Source organism: Pseudomonas sp. MF08831, from assembly GCF_059862645.1.
The window spans coordinates 417,613-437,215 of record NZ_JCBCUX010000002.1; the positions used below are offsets into that span (position 1 = coordinate 417,613).

Genomic DNA, 19,603 nt, shown 5'->3' on the forward strand with positions numbered 1-19,603 from the left:
CTGCCCGAGGCCCGCTCACCTTGCGTGAGCGGGCACTGGGGAACGGTCTGTCAGTGGAACAATACCGCGGTCTTCTGCAGGGTCACCCACACACCCCACGCCAACGGAATACCCACTGCCAGCCACGCCACGATGGCTAATGGCACGCTGGCGGAAGCGGCCTTCCACTCCAGCGAGGTAGAGGCAGTGGCGCCTTTGTCATGGCCCAGCGCCTGTTCGGCAGCCAGTTCCGCGTCGGTCATGAAGTACTTGTCGGCCACCGGGCGCACCAGCAGGTTGCAGATGAAACCCAGCACCAGCAGGCCGGCGAGGATGTACAAGGTGATGTCATACGCTGCGGCACGTTCAACGCCGATGCTCAGCTGATACTCACGCAGGTAGTTGACCAGCACCGGGCCCAACACGCCCGCCGCCGCCCAAGCGGTCAACAGGCGACCGTGGATTGCGCCGACCATCTGGGTGCCGAACAGGTCGGCCAGGTAGGCCGGAACGGTCGCAAAACCGCCGCCGTACATCGACAGGACGATGCAGAACGCCGCCACGAACAGCGCCACGTTGCCCAGGTGCCCCAGATTCGGGATCAGCGCGTAGAGGGCAAAGCCCAGGGCGAAGAACACGAAGTAGGTATTTTTACGGCCCAGGTAGTCGGAGAACGATGCCCAGAAGAACCGTCCACCGATGTTGAACAGGCTCAACAAGCCGGTGAAGCCTGCGGCGATGGCCGCGATGGACGCCAATTGCCCGGCATCCAGTTGGCCGAACGGCACATCCACACCCAGCAACTTGCCACCGAACACTTCCTGCAGCAGCGGCGACGCCATGCCGAGAATGCCGATACCGGCAGACACGTTCAGGCACAGCACCAGCCACACCAGACGGAATTGCGGGGTTTTCCACGCCACGTTCACATGAACGTGACGGTGGGTGATCATCGCATTGGCGGCTTTTTTTACCGGCGCGGTCCAGCCCTCAGGCTTCCAGCCGGTTGGCGGAACGCGGTAGGACAAGGCACCGCCGATCATGAACACGAAGTAGATCACAGCCATGACCACGAAGCTCTGCCATACGCCAACGCTGGTCGGCGAAGCGAAGTGGCCCATCAGGGCGGCTGCCAACGGAGCACCAACCATCGCGCCGCCGCCGAAACCCATGATCGCCATGCCGGTAGCCATGCCGCGTTTGTCCGGGAACCATTTGATCAGGGTCGACACGGGCGAAATGTAGCCCAGGCCCAGGCCGATACCGCCGATCACGCCGGAGCCGATCCACATCAGCCAGATCTGGTGGGTCTAGATGCCCAACGCCGAGATCAACAGACCGCCACACCAGCACAAGGCCGATACAACGCCGGCTTTACGTGGCCCGGCATGTTCCAGCCAGCCGCCCCAGATCGCTGCGGAGCAACCCAGGAAGATGAAGAACAGCGTGTAGATCCAGCCCAGCATGGAGATGGGCCAGTCGCATTGGGACGAGAACACTTGTGTGATGAAGCTCATGTCCGGCGCGCAGGCGACCGGTGCAGTGATACCCAGCGCCTTGGACAGCGGCAGCCAAAACACCGAGAACCCGTAGGCCATGCCGATGCAGAGGTGGATGGCCAGAGCGGCCGGTGGCACCAGCCAGCGGTTGAACCCTGGCTTGGCGATAATGCGTTCCTTGGACAGGAACGCAGGCTGTGCGGCATTACTACCCGCCGCAGTGCTTGTGCTCATTGGTATTTCCCCCAGTTATTAGTATGTGTCCGTCAGGCGCTCTCTCCCTCGGCCTTGCACGCAGAGCGTTGGCCGTTGTTGTTGAGTAAAGCTCCTTTTGAGCGCGACGCTGTGTCGCAGACGACAGACGAACCCGCGCAGATTAGCACCAGTGGATGACAGAAAAACCAAACTGACATCACCTTTTTCACGCAACCTGCTCTGTTGGGCGGCAAAATCCGATTTTGCTGCGTCTAGATACAATGTAACGATGCATGAACTGACGCAGGCCGTCGGGCGTTATACTCTGCGGCTAAATTTTGAAATCGACATACAAGGACTCGCCCATGAAAGCGTTCGGCAAAATCCTGGGTCTGGTACTTCTCGGGCTGTTGCTGATCATTGTGGCCCTGGGCTTTGCCCTGACCCACCTCTTCGATCCCAACGATTACAAAGACGAGATCCGCCAGATTGCCCGCGACAAGGCCCACATCGAGCTGACGCTCAATGGCGATATTGGTTGGAGCCTGTTCCCCTGGCTGGGCCTGGAATTGCACGAAGCCAGCGTCGCGACCATGACCAACCCGACTCAGCCGTTTGCCGACCTGCAGATGCTCGGCTTGTCGGTGCGCGTGCTGCCGCTGCTGCGCCGTGAAGTGCAGATGAGCGATGTGCGTGTCGAAGGCCTGAACCTGCGCCTCAACCGCGACAAGCAAGGCCACGGCAACTGGGAGGACATCGGCAAGAACGTGACCGAGAAACCGGCCAATGCGCCGGTGCCTGCCCCCGAGCAAACGCCGGCCGAACCTGAACCGGAAAAGCCGCCAAAACCGATCCGTCTGGACATCGACAGCCTCACCATCAACAACGCCCGCGTTGAATACAACGATGAGCAGACCGGCAAGCAGTACAGCGCCGAAAGCATCCAGTTGAGCGCCGGTGCCGTGCACGAAGGCGCGAGCATTCCGCTCAAACTCACGGCATTTCTGGGCAGCAACCAGCCGCTGATGCGCGTCAAGACCGAGTTGAACGGCAACCTGCGCATCCAGCGTGCGCTCCAGCGCTACCAGTTCGAAGACTTGAAGCTGAGCGGCGAAGCCACCGGCGAGCCACTGCTGGGCAAGACCGTAACGTTCTCCACCCAGGGCCAACTGCTGGTGGACCTGGCGGCCAACATTGCCGAATGGACCAACCTGAAACTCTCCGCCAACCAGCTGCGCGCCTTGGGAGAACTGAAGGTCAATGACCTGAACAAAACCCCACAGCTCAGCGGCGCCCTGTCCATTGCCCAGTTTGACCTGGCCAAGTTCCTCGACAGCGTCGGCCACCCGTTGCCGCCGATGGCGGCGGGCAGCCTCAGCAAGGTCGAACTGGTCAGCCGCCTCAAGGGCACGCCTACCAGCGCGGCACTGGAAGACTTGAACCTGAAACTCGACAGCAGCACCTTCACCGGCCGCATCGCTGTAGAGGATTTCGCCAAGCAATCCCTGCGCCTGCAACTCAAAGGCGATACCTTCAACGCCGACAACTACCTGCCGGCCAAGTCCGAAACCGCCAAAGGTGCAGCGGCCGCACGCCAGGCCGAAGTGCAGAACAGCGAGGCCGGCGCCATGGCCGCCGGTGGCACCACACCGCTGCCTGACGCACCGACCAAAGGCGCGTGGAGCACCGACAAGCTGTTGCCACTCACGCGTCTGCGCACGCTGGACGTGGACGCCGACCTGGCCTTCGGTCAACTGACCCTGAGCAAGTTGCCGATCCAGAACGCGGCACTCAAAGCCTCCGGCGTCGATGGCCAGCTCAAGCTTGATACCCTCAGCGGCGGGCTCTACAACGGCACCTTCCAGGCCAACGGCACACTCGATGTGCGCCAGGACATCCCGGCGCTGGCGCTGCAAACCCACATCAAGCAAGTGCCGGTTGAGCGCATCCTGCAAGCTCAGGGGCAAAACCCGCCGGTAAAAGGCCAGATCACCCTCGACAGCAACCTCAACGGCCGTGGCAACAGCCAGAAGGCGCTGATCGACAGCCTTAACGGCACCGCCAGCTTTGTGATCAATAACGGCGCGCTACTCAACGCCAACATTGAACAGCAGCTGTGCACCGGCATCGCACTGCTCAACCGCAAGACCTTGAGCACCACGCCACAAGGCAAGGACACGCCGTTCCAGGAACTGCGCGGCAACCTGACCTTGCGCAACGGCGTGGCCAGCAACCCGGACCTGAAAGTGCGTATCCCGGGCCTGACAGTCAACGGCAACGGTGACATCGACCTGCGCGTGCTGGGCATGGATTACCGCGTCGGTATCATCGTCGAAGGCGATACACGCGACGTGCCGGACCCGGCCTGCCAGGTCGGCTCCAACTTCCAGGGCATCGAAGTTCCGCTGCGCTGCCGTGGCCCGCTGGAACTGGGCGCCAAAGCCTGCCGCCTGGACAAGGACGGCTTGACTCAGGTTGCGGTCAAAGCCGCCGGCAACAAACTCAGCGAGAAGCTCGAAGAGAAACTCGACAAGGTCAACCCGCAGTTGAAAGACGCCCTTAAAGGCTTGTTCAAACGATGAGAAACGAGCAGTTTTCACAGGCGGTGCTGGACTGGTACGACCGCCACGGCCGCCATGACCTGCCCTGGCAACAGGGCATTACGCCTTACCGGGTGTGGGTCTCGGAGATCATGCTGCAACAGACCCAGGTCAGCACCGTGCTCAACTACTTCGACCGGTTCATGGCTTCCCTGCCGACGGTCGAAGCCCTGGCCGCCGCGCCGGAAGACGAAGTGCTGCACCTGTGGACCGGCCTGGGTTACTACACCCGCGCACGCAACCTGCAGAAGACCGCCAAAATCGTCGTCGCCCAATACGGTGGCGAGTTTCCCAAGGACGTCGAAAAACTCACTGAACTGCCCGGCATTGGCTTATCCACTGCCGGTGCGATCGCGAGCCTGAGCATGGGCCTGCGGGCGCCCATCCTCGACGGCAACGTCAAGCGCGTATTGGCGCGCTTTACCGCGCAAGAGGGCTACCCCGGCGAGCCCAAGGTCGCCAAGCAGCTCTGGGCCACCGCAGAGCGCTTTACGCCGCACGATCGCGTCAACGCCTACACCCAGGCGATGATGGACATGGGCGCCACGCTCTGCACCCGCAGCAAACCCAGCTGCCTGTTGTGCCCGCTGGAAAAGGGCTGCGAGGCGCACATGCTCGGTCTGGAGACGCGCTACCCCATTCCCAAGCCGCGCAAGACCATCCCGCAAAAGCGCACGCTGATGCCGATGCTGGCTAACGCAGAGGGCGCGATTCTGCTTTACCGCCGCCCTTCCACGGGCCTGTGGGGCGGTTTGTGGAGTTTGCCGGAGCTGGACGACCTCCAAGACCTGGAACACCTGGCCAACCAGCACGCGCTCGCGCTGGGTACGCCGCATGAACTGCCGGGGCTGATCCACACCTTCAGCCATTTCCAGCTGGCCATCGAACCCTGGCTGGTCCAGGTGGAGGAATCCGCCCATCACGTGGCCGAGGCCGACTGGCTCTGGTATAACCTCGCCACCCCGCCGCGCCTGGGCCTTGCCGCCCCGGTAAAAAAACTGCTGAAGCGCGCGGCCGACGTATTGAACGCAGGAGTTCCGTCATGACCCGCACCATCATGTGCCGCAAGTACCACGAAGAATTGCCTGCCCTGGAGCGTGCACCGTTCCCCGGCGCCAAAGGCCAGGACATCTTCGACAATGTCTCCGCCAAAGCCTGGGCTGACTGGCAAAAACACCAGACCCTGCTGATCAACGAAAAACGCCTGAACATGATGAACGCCGAAGACCGCAAATACCTGCAGGGCGAGATGGACAAGTTCTTTTCCGGCGAGGATTACGCCAAGGCCGACGGTTACGTGCCGCCTGCTCAATAATTGATCAAAAATCGGGGTCGGCACGTAAGCGACGGTAATAATTAAATATTTTTTGAAAACTTGCTTGACGACCCCCTGAAAAACCCGTTTAATGCGCCCCGTTGCCCAGATAGCTCAGTCGGTAGAGCAGGGGATTGAAAATCCCCGTGTCGGCGGTTCGATTCCGTCTCTGGGCACCACTAATTAGTTTCAGGTGGTGCAAACGTCATCTGAAACACACAAAAAACCCGCCAAGTGCGGGTTTTTTGTTGTCTGGAATTTATGCACTCTACCCAGGGCGATCCACTATCGCCCCGAGCCTATGCAACGCCAGTAAGCCGCCCGCCTACTTCAGCAGAAACACCATCAGCGGATTATCGTTCAGCCGCCCTTCAAAGCTTGGCGCTTGCTGCTCCATCGACGTCCCTTTCAATAGCGCTGCCTCCTTGCGCGGCACAATCACCCAGGATGGCCGTGGCAACGTGGTTAATTGTTCAAGCTGATTACCAGCGACGAACAGCGGCTGTTCATCGTGATCCAGGTTCATCATGTAGCGCACCGCCCAGGTATCGCGCCCCAGATTGACGAACACCAAGGGGCCTGGCTCGGCCACACGCAGCGCTTCAACCTGGGTGACAAACTTGCGCGTATCAAATTGCAGATCCTTGGCGGGGTCTATCACCACCACCAACAGCAGCCATTGCGCCGCCAGTGCGACCACGCTAAGCCACACCAACCGCAATGGACGACGCCAGGCCATCAGCGCCGCCACTTGCAACACCAGCATCGCGCCAATCATCAGCGGTAACGAAACGTCCGGCCAGTAGCCGTGCTTTTGCCAGGCATGCCGACACACAAACAGCACGACCACGCACAACGCCGGTAGCACCGCGACAAGCCCTTCGTAGCAGCGGCGCACGCCAATCAGCCAATGTTGCGCCTGAAGCAGCCCATAGGCGGCGACAGCGGCAAACATCGGCACCATCGGCAAGATGTAATAAGCGCGTTTGAAGTGCGGCACCGAAAGCCCGAGCAAAATCATCAAGCCACAGGCGCCAAGCCGCACCACCAGCTCAATATCGTCATTGACCCAGCGCTCAGACCAGCGATGACGCAGCGCAATCATCGTGGCCAGCGCGAGCGGCACCACCGGGAAGTAGCGGTACAAACTGAGCTTGAAGTAGAAGTAAAACGGCTCGCCACTCTCATCAAGGCGCCCGCTGACCTGCATCCTGAACACCTCATCGGCAAAGGCGTCGCCCCCGCTGAACCGCGCCAGCTTCATCAACATCCACCAGCACGCCACCAGCAACACCAACCCCACAACACCGTGAATCAGCACCTGCTTGACGCGCTCCCCCGGCCGGCCGAGCGCCCAGTACACGCACACCACGCCACACACCTCGATCAATCCAAGCGGCCCGCGAATCGCGAACGCCAGAATAAATAACGGGAACACGGCAAGCTGCCTTACCCGCGACCCCATGCGCTCGCCGCTGTGCAGCAGGTAGAAACTGCCCACACATAGCAATGCGATCATCAGGTCCAGGCACACCGAGCGCGACTTATCGAGCAATTGGGTGGTGAGCAGCGTCAGCAATACCGTCAGCCACGCCCAAGGTCGGCTAAATGGCACCAGCAAGCGATAGATCAGCGCAATCATGCCCGCCGAGGCAAGCGCCGTCGGCAGCACATTCGCGAGGTGGTTGGGCGCCCCGAACACGCGGGCAAACACGAAGCTGAAAAAGGTCGCGGTGCCCGGGTAGTCAGGGTAAGGCTGACCGTAGGTAGTAGGAAAAAGACTCGCGCCATTGCGAAACATTTCCTGCAGGAACAGTGCCCAACGCCCGTCAAACCCTTGGGGCTGCTCATCCCAGATGCCCAAGGTGAACAGCAATAAAGCGATCAGAAACAGGCCCAGGGACTCCAGGCGAAAACGGCTGCGGTGATCCATCGAATATCCTTTCAGTAGGCTGCTCCGACGCCATGGTGCCGACTCAGCCCCTGAATAGCGCCTGAACAAACCCGAACATTTATGGATTTATCGACCAGCGCGCCATACCAGTGCCGGAATCAGCCGGATGTAGACTAGCTCGCCCATCAACTCAACGAGGGTTTGCAGAATCACCGCCGTTGCAGCCAGCCCGCGCACGTCTTCCGGCAAAGCCAGCGCAAGGGGCAAGACCACCAGAGAATTGCGGGTCGAGGCACTGAACGTGACCGCCCGCGCGGTCACAGCAGGCAACGCAAACAACCGCGCAGCCAGCGCGCCCATCAACGGCGCCAGCAACAAGAAGCCCACGTACACCGGCATCAGCGGCAACAGCACACCGATATCGCGCACCACCGAGGTAATCTGCGAGCCGATGACCACAAACAGCACCAGCGCCATCGCGGGCACCGGCAGCCAGGCCCAGGCGTCGTTCCAGGCATTGATCACACTGGAGCGCCGCGCCAGGAACGTCGTCAGTACCGCCAGCATCATCGGCAGCACAATCAACAGCACAAACGCCTCCACGAACGGCTCTACTGCCACGACGACAGCGGATTGCGCGCCCAGCATGAAACCCAGGTACACCGGCAGCAGTACCAGTTGCAGCAGTAACAGCACCGGTGTTGCCGCCAACATCAGCCGCGAATCGCCTTTACCGATGTGGGTAAACACCACCACGTAGTCGATGCACGGCGTCAGCAACACCAGCAACGCCCCCACCAACAGCGCCGGGCGCTCCACCAGGCCACGGGTCAGCGCCCACGCCAGCAAGGGCACCAGGATGAAATTGGCCAACAGCAGCGCCGAAATAAAGCGCTTGTTGCCCAAGCCCTGGCGCAGGTCCAGAAACGGGATTTGCAGGAACATCGCGTACATCAGCACCGCGATGGCAGGCGTCACCAGTACGCCAAGACCGTGGGCTGCAAGCGGCGCAAGCACGCCGAATGCGGCCGCCAGCAGGACGGCGACGAAGTAGATGAGGATCTGATTGTGTTCGAGGGTGTCGCGGGTCATGGACTGACTTTGGCTGATGAACAGATCGCAAGCCTAAGCACTCAGGGGGCCGAGGTCGAGCATCGCGATATTTGTTACGCCCCTGCCGCGCTAAATTTGTTAATTTCGGTTTCTTATAAAAGCGCGTGGCCCTACAGCCCACACCAAAAGCGCAAGGATCAAGCCGCCCTATGAACCTGCCCACTCGACCAGCCCCAGAAGCATTCCGTGAGCCCGCCACCGACGGCTATCCCATCGGCGGCTTCACCTGGCGCCATATCAGAACCGACCCGACACGCCCGGTTGTCATCATCAACGCCGCCACCTCCGTGCGCTGCCGGCACTACTCACGCTTCGCCGACTACCTGTTTGCCAACGGCTTGGACGTCATCACGTACGACTACCGAGGCATAGGCGAATCCCGCAGTGGCTCGCTGCGCGGCTTCAAGGCGACGTGGTCGGATTGGGGCGTGCTGGATTTCGAGGCGATGCTGCAGCGCGCGCAACGGGAGTTTCCAGGGCAGCCGATTGACGTGGTCGGTCATAGCTTTGGAGGCTGTGCGGCGGGGCTTGGCGCTTCCGGCGCGATGATTCGACGCATCGTCACCGTCGGCGCGCAGTTTGCGTACTGGCGCGACTATGAGGCCAGCGGGCGCTGGCGCATGTTTGCCAAGTGGCATGTGGTGATGCCGCTGGTAACTGCGCTGTATGGCTACTTCCCCGGTAAACGCCTGGGCTGGCTGGAGGACACACCGGCCGGCGTGGTGCACGACTGGGGCACACCAACCCCCAGGTATGAGACGCGCCCCAGCGGGCGGGTGCTGAATGAGCTGCCGTTTGCCCGCGTGAAGGCGCAATTGCTGGCGATCAGCATCACCGATGACCCGTTTGGCACAGTGGCGGCCATTGAGCGTCTGCTGGGCTATTTTGAACACAGCGAGCGCACGCATCTGCGCATAGCACCTGAAGATATTGGCGAAAAAGCCGTCGGGCATTTCGCCTTTTTCCGCAGTGAATATCAGGACCGGCTGTGGCCGATTGCACTGGCGTGGCTGCAACATGGTGAGTTGATGCAAGGCGCCCCCGGTCTGCGCGTTTAGAATCCCTTGGGATTTACCCCCAACCTGCGCTTCAATACCCACCCACACCCAGTACCCAAGGACGTTGAGCCCATGGCCTCGCCGAACAAGCAGCAAAAACGTGCCCACCGGGCAAAGGCCAAGGCCAAGCAAAACCGTACCCAACGCAGCGTGGCGACCAAGCCGGATGCGTTCGCCGGCGATGACAGCCGCATCGACCTTGAGTCGGTGGATTTGACCGAGTTGTTTATGGAGATGCGCACCGCGGGCGAAACCAGCCAGCAGGCACTGTGTGCAGTATTCCTGGCGCATCCGTTGTTGGCGCTGGTGCTGGAGCAGGAAGGCGAAGAAGAGGCCACCGACTTCATTCTCGCGGCACTGATCGAGTACCGACAGTGGGCGACGGACAGTGACGATGAGGCGGCAGCGCTGGCGTGGATCGAGTCGCCGGAGTTTCAGGCCGATTACGTGGCGGCGTCCCAAGCGCTCACCAACTCGCCAGACTGACACAAAACCAAATGTGGGAGCGGGCTTGCCCGCGAAAAGCGGTGGATCAGTCGCCAGATGTGCTGGCTGATCTACCGTAATCGCGGGCAAGCCCGCTCCCACATTTGCATTGCGGTGCAATGAGCACCGCATTTCATTACATCAATTGAGTACGGCAGCGCCTACCCTCTGCGCCTTGCGACGACTCGCCACAAACAACCCCGCCAGCACCACCAGCAAGCTCAAAATCCCGGTCGCAATAATCTCGACCCGGTGCGCTTCCTGGAACAGCATGATGGTCAGCGTACCGACGATGAACACCATTACCGCGTAGGTCAGGCCAGGGAACAGCCACATCTTGAACACAATCTTCTCGCCCGCAGCCGTGCGCTTTTGGCGCATGCGCAGTTGCGACACCGCGATCACCAGGTACACCAGCAACGCGATGGCACCGGAGCTAGCCAACAGGAACTCGAACACCGCCGCCGGGGCGACGTAGTTGGCGAACACGGCCAGGAACGCCGCGCCAGTGGACAACAGCACCGCGCAGTAAGGCGTGCCGCTTTTGTTTGTGCGCTTGGACATCGCTGGTGCATCACCGCGACGACCCAGGGAGAACAGCATGCGCGAGGCGGTGTACAACGCCGAATTCAGGCAGCTGGTCACGGCAACCAATACCACCAGGTCGACGATCAGCTTGGCGTTCGGAATGCCCATGCGTTCCAGCACAGTCTGGTAGGAACCTACGGCAGCCAGCGTCGGATCGTTCCATGGCACCAGCGACACAACAATGAAGATCGACAGCAGGTAGAACAAACCAATCCGCCAGATCACCGAGTTGGTGGCCTTGGTGATTTGCTGGCCAGGGTTCTTCGATTCGGCCGCAGCGATGGTGACAATCTCGGTGCCCATGAACGAGAACATGGTGGTCAGGATGGCCGCCAACACCGCGCCCATGCCATTAGGCATAAAGCCTTGGGTGTCGAACAGGTGGGACACACCGCTGACCTGACTGGTCGGCAGGAAGCCGAAAATTGCCGCCAGGCCGAGGATCACAAAGCCCACAATCGCCACGACTTTGATCAGCGCAAACCAGAACTCGAACTCACCGTAGTTTTTCACGCTGAACAAGTTGGTTGCCGTGAGCAGCAACGTGATGATCAAGGTAAAGGCCCAGATCGCCACATCGGGGAACCATGCATTAAGGATGGTCGCAGCGGCGTTGGCCTCCAACGGAATCACCAGCACCCAGAACCACCAGTACAACCAGTACAACCAGCCAATGGTGAAACCGGCCCAATGGCCAATCGCGCGGTCGGCATAGGTGGAGAACGAACCGGTATCCGGCGAGGCCACGGCCATTTCGGCGAGCATGCGCATCACCAATACCACCAGCGTACCCGCAGCGGCGTAAGCCAGCAGTACGGCCGGGCCGGCGGCAGCAATCGCGTGGCCGGAGCCAACAAACAAACCGGCACCAATGACGCCGGCAATCGACAGCATGGTGACGTGACGCGGTTTGAGCCCCTGTTCGAGGTCATTGGAGCTTTGCGTACTACTCATTGACACACCTTTACGAGGAATTGCGAAAACGGGCCGCCCGGCCTGCGATCTTTCTCGTGAAAAGAAACCAACGGGGCGTTCTTTATTTTTTACGCAAGATTTGCGCCAAAATGTTACAGAGCCGCGATTGACGCGGGCTGTAGGACAATTCAACGTGAGCTGCAAGTCATTGAGAACAATGGCATTCCGCTATAGCGTTACCGTGCGACCCACATTCAAGACGCTCAAGCGCACCAAAAACACACACAAAAAGTGCGTGACGCCCCACAAAGGGGCTGATATGGACCGTTTGCCCGGTTAACCCTTCCAACACCCGCCCAAAGCTGGCACCATCGCGCCCTTTTTTACGCAAAGCCTGTGGATTTCTCGGGTTCAAACGTCTGTAGGTTGTTGATGGCGCGACACGCTGCTGCGCCGATGCGACACCCTGCCGCAGGCCACCCGTTAACCGTCCGCAGCGCTGTTGGCTGCCATCCGAACGCTATGCTAGCTTGGCGCCTCGCTAGGAAGGCGGCCCAACAGCAGGAATGCAATGAACACAATGAGGACCGCACATGGCCGAGGCCGCGCCCGCGCTTGAAATCCGCAACTTGCATAAACGCTATGGTGAGCTTGAGGTACTTAAAGGTATCTCGCTGACCGCCCGCGACGGCGACGTGATCTCGATCCTGGGTTCCTCCGGTTCCGGCAAGTCCACCTTCCTGCGCTGCATCAATCTGCTGGAAAACCCGCATCAGGGGCAGATCCTGGTCGCCGGCGAAGAGCTCAAGCTCAAGGCCGCGAAAAACGGCGAGCTGATGGCCGCCGACGGCAAACAGATCAACCGCCTGCGCAGCGAAATCGGTTTTGTGTTTCAAAACTTTAATCTGTGGCCGCACATGAGCATCCTCGACAACATCATCGAGGCGCCCCGCCGTGTGCTCGGCCAAAGCAAAGCCGAAGCCACAGAAGTGGCCGAAGCCTTGCTGGCCAAGGTCGGCATCGCTGACAAGCGCCACGCCTACCCTGCGCAACTGTCCGGTGGCCAGCAGCAACGGGCGGCCATTGCGCGCACCCTGGCGATGCAGCCCAAGGTCATCCTGTTCGACGAGCCGACATCGGCGCTTGACCCGGAAATGGTCCAGGAAGTACTTAATGTGATCCGCGCGCTGGCCGAAGAAGGCCGCACCATGCTGTTGGTCACCCATGAAATGGGCTTTGCCCGTCAGGTGTCCAGTGAAGTGGTGTTCCTGCACCAGGGCCTGGTCGAAGAGCAAGGATCGCCACAGCAGGTGTTTGAAAACCCGCTTTCGGCGCGCTGCAAACAATTCATGTCCAGCAACCGCTAACGGAGCAACATGCATGCAGAACTATAAAAAATTCCTTCTGGCCGCGGCCGTTTCGATGGCGTTCAGCGCCACGGCCATGGCAGAAACCTTGAAGATGGGGATCGAAGCGGCCTACCCGCCCTTCAACAATAAAGACGCCAGCGGCAACGTCGTCGGCTTCGACAAAGACATCGGCGACGCCCTGTGCGCGAAGATGAAAGTCGAGAAGTGCGAAGTGTATGTGTCCGACTGGGACGGCATCATCCCGGCCCTGAACGCCAAGAAGTTCGACTTCCTGGTGTCCTCGCTGTCGATCACCGATGAGCGCAAGCAGGCCGTCGACTTCACCGACCCGTACTACTCCAACAAGCTGCAATTCATCGCGCCTAAAGCGACTGCGGACTTCAAGACCGACGCCGCCTACCTGAAGGGCAAGGTCATCGGTGCACAGCGCGCGACGTTGGCCGGTACCTACCTGGAAGACAAGCTGCCGGACACCGAGGCCAAGCTTTACGACACCCAGGAAAACGCCTACCTCGACCTGACGTCTGGCCGCCTTGACGGCATCCTTGCCGACAAATACGTGCAGTACGAATGGCTCAAGAGCAAAGACGGTTCGGCCTATGAATTCAAGGGCGACCCCGTTGTAGAAAGCGACAAGATCGGGATCGCCGTGCGCAAGGGCGACCCGCTGCGCGAGCGCCTGAACAAAGCCTTGGCAGAGATCAAGGCAGACGGCACCTACAAAAAGATCAACGACAAGTACTTCCCGTTCAGCATCGAATGATCTGAACGGCCTGCCCGACGCGCTGCTTGAGCGCGTCGGCTTTTAGCAATGCCTGCCGCGATATGAAAACACCATGAATTTCGATCTCTACGGATTCGGCCCGGCGCTCGCCGCCGGCGCGCTGATGACCGTCAAACTGGCACTCACGGCTTTATGCCTGGGGCTGGTGCTGGGCCTTGCCGGCGCCTTGGCCAAGACGTCCCCGTACAAGCCGTTGCAATGGCTTGGCGGCGTTTACTCGACCATCGTTCGCGGCGTGCCGGAACTGTTGTGGGTGTTGCTGATTTATTTCGGCACGATCAATGCGATGCGCAGCCTGGGTGAAATGCTCGGCATCCCCGACCTGTCGCTCAGCGCTTTCGCGGCCGGCGTGATCGCCTTGGGCCTGTGTTTCGGGGCCTACGCCACCGAGGTGTTACGTGGCGCGATCATCGCTATTCCCAAGGGCCATCGCGAAGCCGGTGTGGCATTGGGCCTGTCGAAGTTTCGCATCTTCACCCGTCTGATCATGCCGCAGATGTGGCGCATCGCCCTGCCGGGCCTGGGCAACTTGTTCCTGATCCTGATGAAAGACACCGCGCTGGTCACCGTCATCGGCCTGGAAGAAATCATGCGCCACGCCCAGATCGCGGTCACCGTCACCAAACAGCCGTTCACCTTCTATCTGGTCGCCGCGTTCATTTACCTGGGGCTGACGTCGCTGTCGATGGTCGCTATGCACGTGCTGGAAAAACGCGCCGCCCGCGGCTTCGTGAGGACGACGTAATGGAATGGGAAGTCATCTATAAGTGGCTGCCGAAGTTTATCCAGGGCGCCATTCTGACCCTGGAACTGGTTGGCATTGCCGTGATTCTCGGGCTGATCCTGGCGATCCCGCTGGGTATCGCTCGCTCGTCCAAGCGCTGGTATGTACGTTCGCTGCCCTACGCGTATATCTTCTTTTTTCGCGGCACCCCGTTGCTGGTGCAGTTGTTCCTGGTCTATTACGGCCTGGCCCAATTCGACGCCGTGCGCGCAAGCTTCATGTGGACGTATCTGCGCGACCCTTTCTGGTGTGCCACGGCCACCATGACCCTGCACACGGCGGCTTATATCGCCGAGATATTGCGCGGCGCCATCCAGGCTATCCCGCCGGGCGAAATCGAAGCGGCGCGCGCGCTGGGCATGTCCAAGCCGAAAACGCTGTTCTATATCATCCTGCCGCGTGCGGCCCGCATCGGCCTGCCGGCCTACAGCAACGAAGTCATTTTGATGCTCAAGGCCAGCTCGCTCGCGAGCACTGTGACCTTGCTGGAGCTGACCGGCATGGCCAGGACCATCATTGCGCGCAACTACCTGACAGTTGAGATGTTCTTCACCGCCGGCGTGTTCTACCTGCTGATTTCCTACATCCTGGTACGCGGCTTCAAACTGCTCGAACGCTGGTTGCGCGTCGATGCTTGCCAGGGACGTTGAGGCGCGCTTCGCGGCGCTGGATGCGTTCCTGATCGAGCACCAAGGGCTGTGGCGACCACGGCCCTTTACGCATCTGCAATTACCCTGGGAACGCGAGTATCCCGAGCTTGCCCAGTGGTTACGCCAGCGCACTTTGGCCGATGCCGAAAGCTGTCACAACTGGCCTCACGACCTGCCGGCGCCTGCGCCTTTTCCACAGCTGGCCGAACAGGCGCTTCAGCTCAGTGCCGTGGACAGGTTACCGACACGGACGCTGCAGCCGGCGCGTCATCGATTGAATGTCGACGTGCCGGGTCGCAAATGGCAACAGATAGAAGCTTTCGGCGCCGCACTCAACTTCACCCACACGCCCGGCCATTGGCTGGACTGGTGCGCCGGCAAAGGCCACCTTGGCCGCCGACTGCTGCAACCCGGCCAACAGCTGACGTGCCTGGAACACGACCCGGCGCTGATCGCCTCCGGCCAGGCATTAAGCGACCACCACCGCTTGCCCGTCACCCATCGCCTGCAAGACGTGATGGCCCAGGTGGCACTCAGCCCCGAACACACACCCGTCGCCCTGCATGCCTGCGGCGACCTGCACGTGCGCCTGCTGCAACTGGCCAGCGCGGCTGGTTGCAAGCAACTGGCACTGGCGCCCTGCTGTTACAACCGCATCAACGCCGACAGCTATCAAGCCGTATCCAGTGCCGCACGCGCATCGCAATTACGGCTATCGATTGATGACCTGGGCCTGCCGTTGAGCGAAACCGTCACTGCCGGCAACCGCGTACGCCAACAGCGGGATATCTCCATGGCCCGACGCCTGGGCTTCGATCAGTTACAGCGGCAATTGCGCGACTGCGATGACTATTTGCCCACGCCGTCCTTGCCCGCCCGCTGGCTGGATCAACCTTTCGCAGACTATTGCCAAGCGCTGGCGAGCCTTAAAGGCTTATCCACAGGTGAACAGGATTGGCAGGCGCTGGAAGCGCAGGGCTGGCGCCGGCTGGCCGAGGTCAGAAACCTGGAGTTGGTGCGTGGGTTGTTTCGGCGCCCATTGGAGATGTGGCTGGTGCTGGACCGGGCACTTTTTCTGCTCGAACAGGGCTACAACGTTGAGATAGGCCGCTTCTGCGAAGCCACGCTGACCCCGCGTAATTTGATGGTGGTGGCTGAGCGCGATTAAGGGGCAAATTTTCCTACACGCGCCCTGTGGATAAGTCTGTTGATGAATTCTTTACGAGCGCTGTAACTATCAGCGCTACAGGCCAAAAGCCAAGCTGGTCATTTTTTGTTCACATTATAAAATGCACGCAAAACAGGCAGTTGCAGCGTGTTGAGAACGGCTCCACAAAATGGCTGTTTCGTGACACCCACGACCAACCGATTGTGCATAAGCATCTGGCGTAAAGCATATAAACCACGCTTAAGCCGTTCTTTTGGGCGCCTTCAACAACCGGCAAATTTCGTTGATATCGTCGCTGGCCAGGTGTTTCGCGACGTTATCCAACGGGTCGGCGGCAAACGCCAGCGCCTCGTTGATCGCCACGTCACGGTGAACCTCCAGCGGAGCCTTGCCGAGGTGCTGTTTGAAGGCCTCAACCATGTCCAGGCTGAATGCATTGCTCTCATCCACCTGATTGACCACCACATGCACGGCAGGCGGGCGCTCACCGGCAAGGTGCGGCGCAAGCAATACATCCAAGTGATCGAGCGTACCAAGGCACGCGGCATCCGCCTGCACAATCACCAACACCACGTCGGCAACGTTCAGCGCTTGATGAAAGTAGACGTTGTTGCCAGCCGGCGTATCGATGATCACCGTTTGCCGCTCGCTCAGGCCAAGCGACAAGAGGCGTTGAGCCAGCCAGGTCGGCTCGTGCTTGAGCCAGCGCTCGAGATTTTCCTGCTGCTGGACATCGATATCGCCAAAAGTGAGTACTTGGCAACCGGCGAAACCAAGCTGTTGCAACGGGCTCCACTGCCCATGCTCCAGGCTGGTGCGGCCGATACCGGGAAGCGCCGCGCTGACGCCGAAGTGATGGTGCAAGGCGTTCTGCGGGTCCAGGTCCAACGCCACCACTGATTCGCCGTGGCGCTGCAGGCCGCTGCTCAGGGCTGTGGCCAATGTGCTTCGGCCGACACCCCCATTCATCGACACCAGCGCGACGATTTTCGGGCGCAGTGCTGCCAGATCAATGGCTTGAGGGTGTGCGTGGGGGGATGGGTCGGAAGGCACGCTGCCGAAAAAGTGCATGCGCGCATTGATGCCTTGGGCATCGTGGGTGACGTTTTTGCCGAACAACGTCAAAAGCTCTTCACTCAGGCTCATGGCCTACTCCTCACGACGCAGCGTAAAGACGTGAAGGTCGGCAAGCAGGCACTTACCGCAGGTCTTATTATTGGCGTCTTAGTGACGCATTCTGTGACAGGTGCGGCGAAGTGTCATTATTTTGATGTTTTGACTGGTTGTTTTTTAGACAAACGGTAAATAGTCAAATTAATGGCCGTGCGCGTTTTAACGCATTCTCGCGCTCAACGCCCGACACAACGCATTCACGTCCTGGCATCCGGCGCTATCAAGCACTGGGTCGAGCGGGTCTCGACCGTAAGCCTGCGCTTCGCTGAACGAGGGATCGCGTTGAACCGTACCCAACACGGCATCACCCAGGCGTAATTTGAAAACGCCCGCCATGTCCTGGCTGAACGCGTGAGCACCGTCGACCTGATTGATCACGTAAAACCGTTGAGGCGGCGATTCACTTGCAAGGTAGGGCGCGAGCACTTCGTCCATCTTGGCCAATCGGCGAAACGAAGCCGCGTCCGGCTGAACCACCACCAGCACCGCATCCGCCACCGACATTGCCTGGCCGAGATACACCGTGTTGCCCGCAGGGACGTCGATGACCACCGTGTCCTGGCCATTGAGCCCGAGGCCGGCCAAACGCTTGCCGAGAAATTCGAGATCCTGCCCCAGCCAACGATTCAGGCTTTGTTGCTGCACGGCGTCGGTTTCACCAAAGCTGACCAGCCGGCACCCGGCAAACCCTCGTTTGGGCAAGGCGTGCCAGGTTTGATTGAGCAAGCTGGTCGCCCCCAGGCCAGGTAGATCAAACCCCGGGCACAAGTGATGACGCAGCGCGTTTTGCGGGTCCAGGTCCAGCGCCAGCGCTGGATGCCCCTGGCGCTGCAAACCACTGGCAAGCGCGGCGGCCAACGTGCTGCGCCCAACGCCGCCGGTAGCAGAAACCACCACCACGACCTTGGGCGCCGAGGCGTGCGAATACACCTCGCCACGCGGGCTTTCTACTACTTGGGGTGGGTGAGCAGAAGCGGCCGCCCCTTGGTTCAATTGATCCAGCAAGCGCTGTAAAGGCTCGGCCACCGAGGGCTCGCGCAAACAGGGTTCAGCCAGCGCGGTGTAAAGTTTTGAAATGTGATCTGCACGCCCCACTGACTGCTCCTCCCGTTCTCATCGCTGATCAATTAAGGCGCGCATTGTGTGATATCACACTGATGGTGTCAGTATTTTGGTGTTTGTAACGAATTCCTTTCAGATGAGCGGCATGGCGCCATTTTTATGGCTGCAAGCCAATACCTAAATATTATGTTTTAAATCAACACACTAAGTATTATTTGTGTGTTTTTTGACCAGCTCGTGATTCATGAAAACCGCTCTCAAACCTCTTTCGTATCAGCAAGTACATAAATCTAAGGCCAACACATAACGAGACAAAACCGAGTCTGCGAGACACAGCCCAGATACCTGCAAGGCATTCAATGACCTCACGCCACCATTGACGCCCCAGAGGACAGCACCATGAACCCGAACAACTGGAAACACTGCATTGCCTTAGGCCTGCTTGCCCTGACCTTCGGCGCCCATGCCGAGGCAAGCCAAAAGCCGGACATCCAACGCGTACTGTCAACCACCGAAGACGCCCGCTCGGGCTGCGGCGTGGTGAATGCGCGAATGACCTACCTGGATTCGAAGGGCCAGACACAGGTGTTGGACTACATGAAATTTACCGACGCTTGCGGGGACGGAAATTGAGGCTGATTTGAGGCCCCGGAGACGACGAAAAAGCAGTGATCGCAAAAAAACCTTCGCCTCTGCAAAAATAGTCAGAATTCAGGGGTTTACAGATGCTTGCCAATCGCTATAATCGTCGCCCTAACACGCCGGTATAGCTCAGTTGGTAGAGCAACTGACTTGTAATCAGTAGGTCCCGGGTTCGACTCCTGGTGCCGGCACCATACAAGGTTCCAGAGAAGGCTTTCAAAATCTCTAGAACCCCCGAAAAACCCGCCTTCTGGCGGGTTTTTTCGTTTTGGCGTTCCATCGGTTTCCGTCAGAAACTGGTGGATTCCAACCGTTTTAAGGGTAGAGT

16 protein-coding genes, 2 tRNA genes and 1 pseudogene are annotated in these 19,603 nt (G+C 59.8%); 13 read left to right on the forward strand and 6 right to left on the reverse strand.

Annotated elements, in window-relative coordinates:
• Window positions 1–50: 50 nt before the first annotated feature.
• Window positions 51–1,712: pseudogene (locus AC19YS_RS05220) on the reverse strand (OFA family MFS transporter).
• Between the two features lie 326 nt (window positions 1,713–2,038).
• Here AC19YS_RS05220 and AC19YS_RS05225 point away from each other — a divergent pair.
• The 4 genes from AC19YS_RS05225 to AC19YS_RS05240 all read left to right on the forward strand — a co-directional run bounded on the left by AC19YS_RS05225 (window position 2,039) and on the right by AC19YS_RS05240 (window position 5,767).
• The gene (locus AC19YS_RS05225; RefSeq protein WP_500601110.1) at window positions 2,039–4,255 is read left to right on the forward strand and encodes an AsmA family protein; all 2,217 of its coding nucleotides are present in this window, start codon (window positions 2,039–2,041) and stop codon (window positions 4,253–4,255) included.
• A complete protein-coding gene (gene mutY / locus AC19YS_RS05230) occupies window positions 4,252–5,319 on the forward strand; it encodes an A/G-specific adenine glycosylase (protein ID WP_106577464.1) in 1,068 nt (355 codons plus the stop codon). Before AC19YS_RS05225 ends, mutY begins: the two co-directional genes overlap by 4 nt.
• Complete coding sequence (locus AC19YS_RS05235) at window positions 5,316–5,588, forward strand: oxidative damage protection protein (RefSeq protein WP_106577463.1); 273 nt, start codon at window positions 5,316–5,318, stop codon at window positions 5,586–5,588. Before mutY ends, AC19YS_RS05235 begins: the two co-directional genes overlap by 4 nt.
• 103 nt (window positions 5,589–5,691) lie before the next feature.
• Window positions 5,692–5,767, forward strand: a tRNA-Phe gene (locus tag AC19YS_RS05240).
• A gap of 146 nt (window positions 5,768–5,913) precedes the next feature.
• Here AC19YS_RS05240 and AC19YS_RS05245 read toward each other — a convergent pair.
• A complete protein-coding gene (locus AC19YS_RS05245) occupies window positions 5,914–7,521 on the reverse strand; it encodes an ArnT family glycosyltransferase (RefSeq protein WP_169368013.1) in 1,608 nt (535 codons plus the stop codon).
• A gap of 87 nt (window positions 7,522–7,608) precedes the next feature.
• Window positions 7,609–8,574, reverse strand: coding sequence for an arsenic resistance protein (locus AC19YS_RS05250; protein ID WP_500601112.1), 966 nt, complete (start codon window positions 8,572–8,574; stop codon window positions 7,609–7,611).
• A gap of 170 nt (window positions 8,575–8,744) precedes the next feature.
• Here AC19YS_RS05250 and AC19YS_RS05255 point away from each other — a divergent pair, with 170 nt between their 5' ends.
• Together AC19YS_RS05255 and AC19YS_RS05260 are read left to right on the forward strand one after the other, a co-directional pair.
• Window positions 8,745–9,653: an alpha/beta hydrolase family protein gene (locus tag AC19YS_RS05255; protein ID WP_200624274.1), complete on the forward strand. Its 909-nt coding sequence runs from the start codon at window positions 8,745–8,747 to the stop codon at window positions 9,651–9,653.
• Between the two features lie 72 nt (window positions 9,654–9,725).
• Window positions 9,726–10,139, forward strand: a complete 414-nt coding sequence (locus AC19YS_RS05260) for a hypothetical protein (RefSeq protein WP_106577459.1) — start codon at window positions 9,726–9,728, stop codon at window positions 10,137–10,139.
• Window positions 10,140–10,280: 141 nt separating this feature from the next.
• On the opposite strand, the gene gabP is transcribed toward AC19YS_RS05260, so the two are convergent.
• Complete coding sequence (gene gabP / locus AC19YS_RS05265; protein WP_500601115.1) at window positions 10,281–11,681, reverse strand: GABA permease; 1,401 nt, start codon at window positions 11,679–11,681, stop codon at window positions 10,281–10,283.
• A 554-nt stretch (window positions 11,682–12,235) separates the two neighbouring features.
• Between gabP and AC19YS_RS05270 the strand changes: the two genes are divergently transcribed.
• The 5 genes from AC19YS_RS05270 (at window position 12,236) to AC19YS_RS05290 (ending at window position 16,398) form a co-directional block, all read left to right on the forward strand.
• Window positions 12,236–13,009: an ABC transporter ATP-binding protein gene (locus AC19YS_RS05270; RefSeq protein WP_106577457.1), complete on the forward strand. Its 774-nt coding sequence runs from the start codon at window positions 12,236–12,238 to the stop codon at window positions 13,007–13,009.
• 13 nt (window positions 13,010–13,022) lie between these two features.
• Window positions 13,023–13,775 carry an ABC transporter substrate-binding protein gene (locus tag AC19YS_RS05275; protein ID WP_003187758.1) on the forward strand — a complete coding sequence of 251 codons (753 nt, stop codon included), beginning with the start codon at window positions 13,023–13,025 and terminating at the stop codon, window positions 13,773–13,775.
• 73 nt (window positions 13,776–13,848) lie between these two features.
• Window positions 13,849–14,541 carry an ABC transporter permease gene (locus tag AC19YS_RS05280; protein WP_106577456.1) on the forward strand — a complete coding sequence of 231 codons (693 nt, stop codon included), beginning with the start codon at window positions 13,849–13,851 and terminating at the stop codon, window positions 14,539–14,541.
• Window positions 14,541–15,230 (forward strand): ABC transporter permease, encoded by a 690-nt coding sequence (locus tag AC19YS_RS05285; protein ID WP_106577455.1) that lies wholly within the window; start codon window positions 14,541–14,543, stop codon window positions 15,228–15,230. The genes AC19YS_RS05280 and AC19YS_RS05285 overlap by 1 nt, the downstream gene beginning before the upstream one ends.
• Window positions 15,211–16,398 carry a methyltransferase gene (locus tag AC19YS_RS05290; protein ID WP_500601118.1) on the forward strand — a complete coding sequence of 396 codons (1,188 nt, stop codon included), beginning with the start codon at window positions 15,211–15,213 and terminating at the stop codon, window positions 16,396–16,398. The genes AC19YS_RS05285 and AC19YS_RS05290 overlap by 20 nt, the downstream gene beginning before the upstream one ends.
• Before the next feature lie 240 nt (window positions 16,399–16,638).
• Here AC19YS_RS05290 and bcsQ (AC19YS_RS05295) read toward each other — a convergent pair whose 3' ends face one another.
• Together bcsQ (AC19YS_RS05295) and bcsQ (AC19YS_RS05300) are read right to left on the reverse strand one after the other, a co-directional pair.
• Complete coding sequence (gene bcsQ, locus AC19YS_RS05295; protein ID WP_500601119.1) at window positions 16,639–17,544, reverse strand: cellulose biosynthesis protein BcsQ; 906 nt, start codon at window positions 17,542–17,544, stop codon at window positions 16,639–16,641.
• A gap of 186 nt (window positions 17,545–17,730) precedes the next feature.
• Window positions 17,731–18,597, reverse strand: a complete 867-nt coding sequence (gene bcsQ, locus AC19YS_RS05300) for a cellulose biosynthesis protein BcsQ (protein ID WP_500601121.1) — start codon at window positions 18,595–18,597, stop codon at window positions 17,731–17,733.
• A gap of 435 nt (window positions 18,598–19,032) precedes the next feature.
• On the opposite strand from bcsQ (AC19YS_RS05300), the gene AC19YS_RS05305 reads away from it, so the two are divergent.
• Window positions 19,033–19,266 carry a DUF2790 domain-containing protein gene (locus AC19YS_RS05305; RefSeq protein WP_500601122.1) on the forward strand — a complete coding sequence of 78 codons (234 nt, stop codon included), beginning with the start codon at window positions 19,033–19,035 and terminating at the stop codon, window positions 19,264–19,266.
• A gap of 127 nt (window positions 19,267–19,393) precedes the next feature.
• Window positions 19,394–19,469 (forward strand) — tRNA-Thr (locus tag AC19YS_RS05310).
• The last annotated feature ends 134 nt before the right edge of the window (window positions 19,470–19,603 follow it).

Coding starts and splice junctions, on each gene's coding strand:
- AC19YS_RS05225 (WP_500601110.1), top strand. CDS start 2,039: ATGAAAGCGTTCGGCAAAATCCTGGGTCTGGTACTTCTCGGGCTGTTG.
- mutY (WP_106577464.1), top strand. CDS start 4,252: ATGAGAAACGAGCAGTTTTCACAGGCGGTGCTGGACTGGTACGACCGC.
- AC19YS_RS05235 (WP_106577463.1), top strand. CDS start 5,316: ATGACCCGCACCATCATGTGCCGCAAGTACCACGAAGAATTGCCTGCC.
- AC19YS_RS05245 (WP_169368013.1), bottom strand. CDS start 7,521: ATGGATCACCGCAGCCGTTTTCGCCTGGAGTCCCTGGGCCTGTTTCTG.
- AC19YS_RS05250 (WP_500601112.1), bottom strand. CDS start 8,574: ATGACCCGCGACACCCTCGAACACAATCAGATCCTCATCTACTTCGTC.
- AC19YS_RS05255 (WP_200624274.1), top strand. CDS start 8,745: ATGAACCTGCCCACTCGACCAGCCCCAGAAGCATTCCGTGAGCCCGCC.
- AC19YS_RS05260 (WP_106577459.1), top strand. CDS start 9,726: ATGGCCTCGCCGAACAAGCAGCAAAAACGTGCCCACCGGGCAAAGGCC.
- gabP (WP_500601115.1), bottom strand. CDS start 11,681: ATGAGTAGTACGCAAAGCTCCAATGACCTCGAACAGGGGCTCAAACCG.
- AC19YS_RS05270 (WP_106577457.1), top strand. CDS start 12,236: ATGGCCGAGGCCGCGCCCGCGCTTGAAATCCGCAACTTGCATAAACGC.
- AC19YS_RS05275 (WP_003187758.1), top strand. CDS start 13,023: ATGCAGAACTATAAAAAATTCCTTCTGGCCGCGGCCGTTTCGATGGCG.
- AC19YS_RS05280 (WP_106577456.1), top strand. CDS start 13,849: ATGAATTTCGATCTCTACGGATTCGGCCCGGCGCTCGCCGCCGGCGCG.
- AC19YS_RS05285 (WP_106577455.1), top strand. CDS start 14,541: ATGGAATGGGAAGTCATCTATAAGTGGCTGCCGAAGTTTATCCAGGGC.
- AC19YS_RS05290 (WP_500601118.1), top strand. CDS start 15,211: ATGCTTGCCAGGGACGTTGAGGCGCGCTTCGCGGCGCTGGATGCGTTC.
- bcsQ (WP_500601119.1), bottom strand. CDS start 17,544: ATGAGCCTGAGTGAAGAGCTTTTGACGTTGTTCGGCAAAAACGTCACC.
- AC19YS_RS05305 (WP_500601122.1), top strand. CDS start 19,033: ATGAACCCGAACAACTGGAAACACTGCATTGCCTTAGGCCTGCTTGCC.